The organism is Vibrio sp. V43_P6S15P86, from assembly GCF_009904725.1.
GTDB lineage: Bacteria > Pseudomonadota > Gammaproteobacteria > Enterobacterales > Vibrionaceae > Vibrio > Vibrio diabolicus.
Map to the genome: position 1 here is coordinate 1 of NZ_WXWT01000370.1, position 11,172 is coordinate 11,172.

The window sequence follows — 11,172 nt, forward strand, 5'->3', positions numbered from 1 at the left end:
TGCATAGAGATAGGCGTCTAAAAAGTTTATGTAAAAATTATTGTACACTTATAAAATAAGCGTTCGACGCACTATGTCTAGAAAGTAAAGCAGCTCCCCTTTAAAATTGGAACCCCAAAAAAGTACATTTATCGCACAAGTGTCGAGTTACGCAGGTTAAATGCTGCTTTTTTGTTCAAAAGTTAAAGAATGGCCTTATTTTTTACATTAAAATAACAGAATCAGCTGTTATGAAATTCGTTCCTCATATAAGGTCAATCCCACGTCTAAATGGGAAATCTATTCCCCCAACCCACTTTTATGCTTAATATCCTAGAAGGGCATATTACTCTGAGCGTATATGGACAAGTTTTATCACTTTCTTACTTTAGCTGGCATCGGGCTATATTGGTTACTGGTCGCAGGTGTGACTATTCGTGTCGTTTTAAAGCGCCGTGCAGTGAGCGTGTCTTTAGCTTGGCTAATGATCATTTATATCCTTCCCGTTCTGGGTGTCGCGTGTTATTTCCTCTTCGGTGAACTGAACTTAGGCAGAAAACGGGCCGAACGCGCAAAAGAGATGTTTACACCATTCGAGAAGTGGTTCAGTCAGTTGAACGACTGTAACGCGCACAACCCAGAAACGATGGGAAGGCACATCTACCGAATTGATGAACTTTGTAACAACCGCCTTGGTCTTCCCGCATTGAGCGGTAATACATTGTCGCTGCAACAGTCACCTAATGAGATTTTGCATTCCATTATTGAAGACATCGAAAACGCGCAGAGCAGTATTCGAATGGTATTCTACATTTGGCATCCAGGTGGTTTGGCTGACTCTGTCGCTTCTGCACTTATCCAAGCGGCTAAACGCGGCGTAGATGTCAAACTATTGCTCGATTCAGCAGGTAGTCCACGTTTTTTCAGAAGTCCTTGGTATCGAATGATGCAGGATGCTGGAATTGAAGTTATTCAAGCGCTAGAAGTGAAGATGTGGCGTATTTTCTTACGTCGTCTTGATCTTCGCCAACATCGCAAGATCATCGTAATTGATGATGAAATTGCTTATACAGGTTCAATGAACTTGGTTGACCCGGCTTACTTCAAGCAAAACAGTGGCGTCGGGCATTGGGTGGACATCATGGTTCGCATTACGGGACCAACGGTAAACGTATTGAGTGCTATCCACTGTTGGGATTGGGAAGTCGAAACTGGCGAACGTCATTTACCGAGACTACCTGAATGCAAGATCGATGAGAGTGAATTCCAACACCCTATTCAGGTTGTGCCTTCTGGCCCTGGTATGCCGGAATATCTGATCTATCAAGTATTAACATTGGCAATCAACCAAGCCAATCGCTCGGTACGAATTACAACACCATATTTCGTGCCCAATGCAGACTTACTTGAAACGTTAAAGATGACAGCACAACGAGGCATTGATGTTGAACTCATTATTCCACATAAAAATGACTCGATGATGGTGCAATGGGCATCACGCGCGTTTTATAGTGAGCTTTTGTGTGCAGGAGTCAAAATCTATGAGTTTTATGGTGGTTTGCTGCATACGAAATCCGTCGTAATTGACGACCAATTCTGTTTAGTTGGCACCGTAAACATGGATATGCGCAGCTTGTGGCTAAACTTCGAAGTTACCCTCGCCGTTGACGACGAAGAGTTCACGAAGCAAATGTCTTGGTTACAAGATAGCTATATTAAGCAATCTCACACTGTTGTATTGGAAGAATGGGAGAAAAGAAGCCTATTTTCTCGATTCTTAGAGCGAGTGTTCTATCTCTTCAATCCACTCCTCTAATACCTCAAATACACCGACTAAAAAAACCTCCAGCGCTTCAAACATCTTGCTGGAGGTTTGTTCTACTTACGTTTTCCACCTTAGCGATACACTCTAATACTACAACTCAACCTTTCAGCTTTGACGCCTTCACTCGATAATCTCGGCTATTATTGGGTGATAGTTGACTTTTCCCTTGCAAACGTTATGTCGTCCATGTTTTAAATAATCAAAATCGTAATATTTAAGACAGGGAACTTTTATGTCAGAGGGCAAAAAAACCAAGCTCATTACCGCTGGCCGCGATAAAAAGTGGACAAACGGTGTTGTAAACCCACCCGTTCAACGCGCTTCAACCGTGGTATTCAACACGGTTGCAGAGAAGAACCAAGCCACCATGAGCCGCACCAATAAAACATTATTTTATGGTCGCCGTGGCACCAACACGCACTTCGCTTTTCAAGATGCAATGGTTGAGATTGAAGGTGGCTCAGGTTGTGCTCTCTACCCTTGTGGCACGGCAGCAATTTCAAATGCGATTCTTTCTTTCGTCGAAACTGGCGATCACATTCTGATGGTGGACACTTGTTACGAACCAACTCGTGATTTTTGTAATACCATCATGAAGAAAATGGGCATCGAAACTACCTATTATGATCCGATGATCGGCGAAGGTATTCGTGATTTGATTCAACCAAATACCAAAGTCCTTTTCCTAGAATCTCCGGGGTCAGTCACAATGGAGGTGCAGGATGTACCAACATTGGCGCGCATTGCTCACGAGCACGATATTATTGTGATGCTTGATAACACATGGGGAGCTGGCGTGAACTTCTCACCATTTGAACATGGTGTCGATATTTCCATTCAAGCCGCCACCAAATACATAGTTGGTCACTCTGATGTAATGTTAGGTACAGCCGTAGCTTCCGAAAAATACTGGCCCCAACTGCGTGAACAAAGCTACTTGATGGGTCAGTGCGTTTCTCCTGACGACGCATACCTAGGCCTTCGTGGTATTCGCACGCTGGATGTTCGCCTAAGACAACACGCAGAAAGTAGCTTGAAAGTCGCCAAGTGGCTAGCTTCTCGTCCGGAAGTTGATCATGTCCGCCACCCAGCATTGGAATCGTGCCCTGGCCATGAGTTTTTCAAACGTGACTTCACTGGTGGAAACGGCTTGTTTTCATTTGTTCTCAAAACGTCTTATCCAAAAGCGACGACGGCTCTACTTGACGGTATGAAACACTTCAGTATGGGTTATTCTTGGGGCGGGTATGAAAGCCTCATTCTAGCTAACGAACCAAAGAGCTTTAACAGCTTGAGAACCGTAGCGCACCCACACTTTGAGGGCACTTTAGTTCGTATTCATATTGGCTTAGAAGACGTGGATGACTTGATCGCCGATCTAGAGGCTGGTTTTGCACGCTATAACGCGTTAATTTTAGAAAAAGAAGTCTCTCTAAAATAGTAATTGAATCGCCCTGCTTCGCGGGGCGTCTTTATAACTCGCTGACTTAATTAGAATTACCTAACATTCCCACCACCCATTCGTTAATGTTAATCATTTGTGTTGTTTTTCAATTGAGCAGTCACAGAATGAAATAATGCGCCACAAATAGGCTTTCCAAATTTAGAGTTTCTCTCCTACTTTTTATCATTCATAAGAGGTCATACCACAAGGAGATAGTTTTGAAACTCAAATTCATAGCACTAATGCTTTTTACCTTAATTACCGTCCCAATAACCTCCGTACACGCCGCAACGGGTTATACCCAAACCAAGTATCCGATTGTTCTGGTTCATGGATTATTTGGTTTTGATACCCTCGCAGGCGTAGATTACTTTTTCGGAATACCACATTCCTTAACGAAAGACGGCGCTAAAGTTTATGTAGCGCAGGTATCCGCGACCAACAGCAGCGAAGTTCGAGGGGAGCAGCTGCTTGCTCAAGTAGAAACCTTACTAGCAGCAACAGGCGCAGAGAAAGTCAATCTCATTGGTCACAGTCATGGTGGTCCCACAACGCGCTATGTTGCCTCTGTCCGTCCTGACCTAGTCGCATCAGTTACGAGTATCGGTGGCGTTAATAAAGGGTCTAAAGTGGCAGATTTAGTTCGTGGCACCGTATCTGAGGGTTCTGGTAGTGAGCAGCTCGCGGTAAAACTGGCGCAAGGCTTAACCACTCTTATTAATCTTCTATCAGGCGGTTCTGATCTCGACCAAGACCCTTTAGCCTCATTAGCAGCCTTGACCACGGAAGGCTCATTAGCGTTTAACCAGCACTACCCAGAGGGAGTGCCTACTAGCGAATGTGGTAATGGCGACTTGCTAGCTTCAAATGGCGTTTATTACTACTCATGGACCGGATCATCCACTTTTACAAACGTTTTCGATCCGACTGACGCTGCCATGATGGTACTTGGCTTAGCCTTTGATGGGCCGAATGATGGCTTAGTTGGTGCGTGCAGCACACATTTGGGCAAAGTCATACGTGATGATTATCAAATGAACCATTTGGATGAAATTAACGGCCTACTCGGTATTCATCATCTTTTTGAAACCGATCCAGTCACGCTTTATCGCCAACATGCAAATCGTCTCAAACTTCAAGGTTTATAAGAGGTCATCACAATGAAGAAAGTCGCTCTCACCACTTTTATCCTGCTCTCGATATTTGGCGTGGGAGCGCTTTCTCTGTTGCAAAGCGACAAACAACAAGAGACAACCTCTAACCATTCGCAATCTCAGCAAGATATAGCCGCCGATGTCTCTTCCCCAAAAGACTTCTTCGAATATTCTCTTAGCCGACTGGGCGAGGAAGATCTCGATACGATCAAAGCGGAAGTCAATGATGACACTTTAGCAAAACAAACACTGAATATTGATGCCAAACTCTTCCAGACCTACCTTTCCTACAAGCAAGCGCTCTCTGCATTGGAGCCTTTTGAGCATAACCAACTAATGCTTGAACAGTTAACCATGCTGAATGAAGCGATACTGAATTTACAACTTCAATACTTTAGCGAGGTCCAGATAGCTCAATTGTTTGACGAAGAAAACCGACTTCGCCAACTTGCATTGGAAAAGCTGACGATTAAAAAACAGGCATCGGATATCGAGAGTCAAACACACCTTCTCAATCAAGCGTTATCAGAACAACCGGATTACATCCGAGAGAGTGAACGCAATAACGCATTAACGGAGCAACTCGAGCGAGCTTCTCAGCTTGATTCACAAGATAAGTACATCGCCCGTGTTGCACTGGTGGGAGACGCTGGAGCGCAAAGGCTGCAAAAGCTTGATGAGCAAAGAGCATCATTTGAGACTCAACTCGCCACTTACTTAAAACAGCGTCAAGATATTCTGAATAGGGATTTTCTAGGGCAAGATGAAAAACAGGCAGAAATCATTGCTTTAAGAAAACAAAGCTTCGATGCAGCTCAATGGCGTCGAATCGAAGCTTTGGAACGTATCCATGATAGCCAGAATTAACGATATAAACTGAACAAGCCAAACGTTACTTATTCTGCTTTTTAGGACATCCAACGATATGGTCATCCACCATGCCGACGGCTTGCATGAAAGCATAACAGATGGTTTCACCGACAAACTTGAAGCCTTTCTTTTTTAGGAACTTACTCATGGCTTTGGATTGCTCTGTCGAAGCTGGTACGTCACTCATATGCTGCCATTGATTGACGATTGGTTCGCCATCCACGAACTGCCACAACGCGTCTGATAAACTTCCGTATTCAGCAATTAACGCTTTTGCCGCCTTGGCATTACTGAAAACCGAGTTAATCTTTCCGCGATGCCTTACAACATCGAAGTTTTCCACGATGTATTCAGCGCGTTCTTCATTTCTTTGTTCCAACGCATCTAGGTCGTAGTTCTCGAACGCTTCTCTATATCCTTCGCGCTTTTTAAGAATGGTGATCCAACTAAGCCCAGCTTGTGCACCTTCCAACGTAATAAATTCAAACAGGACTTGGTCGTCATATACTGGCACGCCCCATTCGGAATCATGATATTCGCGCTCTAATGGGTGATTCATCGCCCACGCACACGTTTTTTGTTCTGTCATTATTCTTCCTTAAAAAGCGCCTCTAACTGATGAGCTAGAGGCGCGATATTTTTCATCGTTATATCAGTAGCACTAAGCCTGTTTCGGTACTGCCACTTTATGGAACAAACGATACAACACTGGCACGACAATCAGTGTCAGGACTGTCGCAAAGCCCAAACCAAACATAATCGTAACCGCCATTGGTTTGAAGAAAATATCTGGCAACAGTGGGATCATACCAAGGATCGTCGTGATTGCAGCCATACACACAGGACGAACACGGCTTACCGCAGCATCAACGACCGCATCGTAAGCCTCTTTACCCGATTTCATTTCTATTTCAATTTGGTCCAGTAATACGATGCCATTTTTGAGCACCATTCCCGATAAGCTTAAGAAGCCGAGCAATGCCATAAAACCAAACGGCGTGTTGAGTGCCAACAAACCGGTGGTGACACCAATTAACGCCAGCGGCACGGTAAGCCAAACAATGAGTGGCTCTTTGATAGAGTTAAATAGGAATACGGTGATCAAGAACATGAACAAGTACCCCATTGGCATGGTAGTAAACAGCGACTCTTGAGCATCACCTGAAGATTCGTACTCACCACCCCATTCTAGTGAATAGCCAGGAGGCATTTGAATCGCTTCAATTTGGGGCTGTAAACGTTTTTGCAACGTCGATGCGGTTTCTTCACCTAGAATATCAGGGTCTGCCATCACAGTGAGCATACGCTTACGGTTCTTACGTACGATGATAGGATCCTCCCAACGCATGTCGTAACCCATTGTGACTTGTTGAAGTGGGATAAACTCACTCTGTGCTGGACTCCATATTTTCATGCCTTCAATGTTACGAATATCAATGCGTTCATCTTCAGGTAAACGAGCCACGATAGGCATGAGCGTCGTGCCGTCTCGGTAGAGGCCTATTGTCATTCCAGAGAATGACATGGACAAGAAGTCATCGACGTCCGATTTGGTAATGCCATAGCGACGTGCCTGACTCTCGTTAAACTGAGGTTCAAGAACTTGGGTTCGTTCACGCCAATCATGCCTGATATTTGTTGCCTGAGGATCGGCGTACATGATGTCCTTGACCTGAGCGGCTATCGTACGAAGGACGGTTGGATCTGAGCCAATAATGCGCGCTTCAATTTTTGCACCACCACCAGGGCCTAACTCAATCTGTTTGAGCTTGTAATTGATTTCTGGGTAGTTGGCTTTTAAATACTCTCGAAACTTCGCCATTAATGGTTTTAACGCTTCGTAATTTTCCATACGAGTGGTTATCTCACCATAAGCCGCATAACTTTTCTCTGGCGCGTACGTTAGCATAAAGCGCTGTAAGCCTTTACCCGCGGTCGTCGTGATATGGTCGACATGCTCTTGCTTGGCTAACCAACTTTCTAGCTCTTTAAGCGTTGTGTTGGTGGCACGAATATCAGTTCCTTCCGGCATCCATACATCTAACTGAAAAATAGGCGTTGTCGACGATGGGAAAAACGCTTGCTTCACAAAAGTAAATCCATAAACACTTGCCGCTAATCCCGCAATCAGCACCACAACGGTAAACCAAGCACGGCGCATACAGAACTGGAGAAACTTTTTATAAATAACGAAAATAACCCCGTTATATGGATCATTTTCTTCCCCTTCACCTTGTTTAATCTTCTGGCCTTTAAAGAAGATGTCAGCAAAGAATGGTGTCAACGAGATAGCGGTAAACCAACTCAACATCAATGAGATCAGCAGAACCGTAAACAAAGTGCCACAGTATTCACCCGTCGAGTCTTCAGACAGTCCAATGGGCGCAAATGCAGTTACCGCAATCACAGTTGCCCCAAGTAATGGCCACTTGGTTTGGGTAACAATGTCAGTCGCGGCTTGGAGTCGAGTTCGTCCTTTTTGAGTACCAATCAAAATCCCTTCAACCACGACGATTGCATTGTCCACCAACATACCTAACGCGATAACCAAGGCACCTAATGAAATCCGCTGCAAATCTATCGCGAGGTACTTCATGAAAATGAACGTACCCAACACCGTCAGCAGTAAAATTAAACCGATAAGCAGACCTGAACGTAGCCCCATAAAGAACAGAAGTACGATAATGACGATACCGACGGCTTGAGCCAAGCTGACAACAAAACCGCTAACCGATTTATCCACCTCTTTAGGCTGACTGTAAATTTCGGAAATTTCGATACCGACAGGTTGTTGGTACTTTAGCTCGGCAAGGCGATGATCAAATGCTTTTCCGACTTCAACGACGTTGACACCTTCAGCAAAAGAAACACCCACGTTCAGTGCGAGGCTGCCGTTAAAATTAATAATATTACTCGGTACTTCTACATACCCACGTTTTATTTCCGCCACATCTTTCAAGAAGATGAGCCCCTGAGCTCCCGACTCAGTAATCAACAAATCGCCTAGCTCATCCACACTCTGGAATTCGCCAGTCGGCTGAATTCTGATGTACTCTTCACCAATTTTGATCGCCCCTGCGTCAGAAACCACGTTTTGCGTCGAGAGAAGATTAAAGACCGTATCGGGAGAAAGTCCTATACTGCTCAGCTTTTTCATCGATACTTCGATGAAAACTTGCTCTTGCTGCTGCCCGGATACCGAAACTTTGCTCACTCCATCAACCAGTTCGAGCTCTCGGCGTAAGTAATCGACGTAATCCAGTAGCTCTTTGTAGCTATAACCGTCGCCAGTCACCGCTAACAAAATCCCGTAAACATCACCAAAATCATCGATCACTTGAGGTTCATTCACACCCGGAGGCAACGTCCCTTTAAGGTCATTCACTTTACGGCGTAACTCATCCCAAATTTGTGGTAGATCATCAGGGCCATAATTGTTCTTCATCGTGACCGTGATTTGCGATAATCCTCGGCTAGAAATCGAATTCACTTCATCAACATAAGTAAGCTGCTGAATCGCTTTTTCGATCGGATAAGTCACTTCTTCTTCGACTTGTTGCGGCGTCGCACCAGGATAAGAGGTCACCACCATGGCATCTTTGATGGTAAAAGCAGGGTCTTCAAGACGCCCTAACCCAAAGAATGCAGCGATACCACCAATCAAAAAGATCAGTGCGACCATCCAACTGATGACACGATTTCGGATGAAGTACGCAGCAATACCGGTCACATCATCATCACTTTGAGGCGCTGATTTATTAAGATCGCTCATAGACCGGCCTCCTGCGTAGCCATTTCCTGTATCACTTCCACTTTCATGCCATCCCTTAACCGAGAAACACCGGCAATCACAACTTTGTCTTTGAGCATGAGACCATCAAGGATTTGAATGGACGTTTTAGATGCCTTACCTGCTCGCACCTGTCTGCGCGATACCGTGTTGTCATCATTCAGTACCCAAACAAATTTGTTTTCGCGCCCCAGCTCGTCACCGTCCGCGTTAAAAATGGCTTCAATAGGAACATTAATTCCTAAATTGAGATCCAAGCCAACGTTCTTATCTTTGGAGGTCACTTCAACTGCCATCCCATCTAGGATGTATTCTTCTTCCGGCATAGGAAGCGATAATGTGACGGTAAACGTGCCTGTTGTTGGGTCTGGCTCAGTCGTAAATTCTTTCACGGTCGCGTTGTACTCGTTACCACTAGGCACGCGCACCAATGCTTTTATCGCGGTAAGTCTTTCTTCCGTTGGCGGTTGGTTCACATAGAGCCGGTCTGGAAGTTGAATCAGCACCTCTACTCGCTCCAAACTATGAATATTGACGATATGCTGTCCGACTTGGACATTTTCGAATTGCTCGATATTAACTCGCGAAATGATCCCATCCACAGGCGCTTTTAAGGTAGTAAATGATAAACGGAGTTTCGCTAACTTAAGCTCAGCCAGAGCGATTTGTCGTTGTGCTGCAATTTCATCAAACTGAGACTTAGCTAATAGGCCTTTATCAACCAAAGGACGTGAACGGCGATACTGACTGTCAACAACAGAAAAACGCGCACTCGCATTATCTACATCCAACTCATAGTCCGTAGGGTCCAACGTTGCGATAACATCACCCTTCGTGACTTTATCGCCCTCTTTTACCATGATGCGGCTGACTTCTCCTGCCACTCGGAAACTCAAATGAGAGCGATCCGCTGCATTCGCAACCGCAGGGAAATATAGGTTGTCATCCACCTTGTTTCCCGCTAATGAGGTAACTCTTACACGCGGTGTCTCAAGAGCTTTTTCTGGTGCCTTATCGCCACAACCAACAAGAAGAAACGTTGAAAATAATGCCGCTAGAGAGATGATTCCTTTCATATTACAACCCTCTTTCCTTAATCCAGGCTCTTACCTTAATTCCGGGTTCAATTACACTAACATCAGAGATAATGATTTGATCGCCATCGTTAAGCCCTGCTAACACTTGGTTTTTGTCATTCATCTCAATAGCGGCTTTGGACACAATGCCTTGCTCATCAACACGCCAAACGTATGTTTTGCCGTTCTCTTCTAGCAGCGCGGAATTAGGAATTTTTGTTGCACCAGCATTTTTAGATAGGAGGTAAGCATTACCAGACATGCCCGGTAAAAGGCCTATTTCTGATGGTCGCTCCATAACCATAGTGACTTTGTAACTACCGGTTTTAGGATCGGCTTCTGTATCGATTTCTTGAAAGGTCAAGTCAAATGACTGCTCGGGGAAAGCGTCAAATACCATTCTGGCAGAGACATCGCTCCCCTGCGTGTAACGGTTTAGCAGATAGTCAGGGACTTGGAATATCACCTTAAGCAGTTGGTTGGATTGGATATTCATCACGCCTTCTTTTGCGGCAACATACTCATGGTTTTCTGCTGGAATATACGAAATCGTACCATCATATGGCGCGACAAGTTTGGTATACCTTAAATTTGCCTTTGCTTGATTCCACTGAGCTTTTGCTGAATTGTGATTCGCTTTTGCCTCATCAAAGTCTTGTTCGGACACCACTTGGTCTTTGCGTAACTTTTGGTATCGCTTGTACTGCACGTCTGCGAGCGCGAAATTTGCCCGAGCTTGCTGTTCAAGCAGAGAATACTCATCAGGATTTAATGAAGCCAATACATCGCCTTTGCTGACGACTTGGCCTTCATTCACCTCAATCGTTTGAAGAAGTCCAGGAACTCGAAACGTCAGTACCGCTTTATCACCAGCTTCCGTCGTGGCAGGAAAGTGTCGTTCAAATTGGGCATTGCCAACAGATACTGTAAATAGCTTCGCGGGGCGGGATTCTGGTTCTGGAACAGGGGGAAGTTCTTTACCACATCCCGACAACACAGCCGAGATGGCGACAGGAATGAGCAATCTTCTCATT

Annotated in this window: 8 protein-coding genes; 4 read left to right on the plus strand and 4 right to left on the minus strand. The window is 44.9% G+C overall.

Features of this window, described 5'->3' with window-relative positions:
* The first annotated feature begins 340 nt into the window (after nucleotides 1–340).
* The 4 genes from cls (at nucleotide 341) to CAG69_RS16815 (ending at nucleotide 5,269) form a co-directional block, all read left to right on the plus strand.
* Nucleotides 341–1,795 (plus strand): cardiolipin synthase, encoded by a 1,455-nt coding sequence (cls, locus tag CAG69_RS16800; protein ID WP_005393277.1) that lies wholly within the window; start codon nucleotides 341–343, stop codon nucleotides 1,793–1,795.
* A gap of 241 nt (nucleotides 1,796–2,036) precedes the next feature.
* Nucleotides 2,037–3,245 (plus strand): cystathionine beta-lyase, encoded by a 1,209-nt coding sequence (locus CAG69_RS16805; RefSeq protein WP_161445266.1) that lies wholly within the window; start codon nucleotides 2,037–2,039, stop codon nucleotides 3,243–3,245.
* Between the two features lie 221 nt (nucleotides 3,246–3,466).
* The gene (locus tag CAG69_RS16810) at nucleotides 3,467–4,396 is read left to right on the plus strand and encodes an esterase/lipase family protein (RefSeq protein ID WP_025998621.1); all 930 of its coding nucleotides are present in this window, start codon (nucleotides 3,467–3,469) and stop codon (nucleotides 4,394–4,396) included.
* A gap of 12 nt (nucleotides 4,397–4,408) precedes the next feature.
* A complete protein-coding gene (locus tag CAG69_RS16815) occupies nucleotides 4,409–5,269 on the plus strand; it encodes a lipase secretion chaperone (RefSeq protein ID WP_161445268.1) in 861 nt (286 codons plus the stop codon).
* Nucleotides 5,270–5,294: 25 nt separating this feature from the next.
* Here the strand turns inward: CAG69_RS16815 and CAG69_RS16820 are convergent, their stop codons facing one another.
* The 4 genes from CAG69_RS16820 to CAG69_RS16835 all read right to left on the minus strand — a co-directional run bounded on the left by CAG69_RS16820 (nucleotide 5,295) and on the right by CAG69_RS16835 (nucleotide 11,171).
* Complete coding sequence (locus CAG69_RS16820) at nucleotides 5,295–5,861, minus strand: DNA-3-methyladenine glycosylase I (protein ID WP_005378109.1); 567 nt, start codon at nucleotides 5,859–5,861, stop codon at nucleotides 5,295–5,297.
* 72 nt (nucleotides 5,862–5,933) lie between these two features.
* Nucleotides 5,934–9,044 (minus strand): efflux RND transporter permease subunit VmeI, encoded by a 3,111-nt coding sequence (gene vmeI / locus CAG69_RS16825; RefSeq protein ID WP_161445270.1) that lies wholly within the window; start codon nucleotides 9,042–9,044, stop codon nucleotides 5,934–5,936.
* Nucleotides 9,041–10,138, minus strand: a complete 1,098-nt coding sequence (locus tag CAG69_RS16830; RefSeq protein WP_104969286.1) for an efflux RND transporter periplasmic adaptor subunit — start codon at nucleotides 10,136–10,138, stop codon at nucleotides 9,041–9,043. Before CAG69_RS16830 ends, vmeI begins: the two co-directional genes overlap by 4 nt.
* A gap of 1 nt (nucleotide 10,139) precedes the next feature.
* A complete protein-coding gene (locus CAG69_RS16835; RefSeq protein WP_161445271.1) occupies nucleotides 10,140–11,171 on the minus strand; it encodes an efflux RND transporter periplasmic adaptor subunit in 1,032 nt (343 codons plus the stop codon).
* Nucleotide 11,172: the final 1 nt, after the last annotated feature.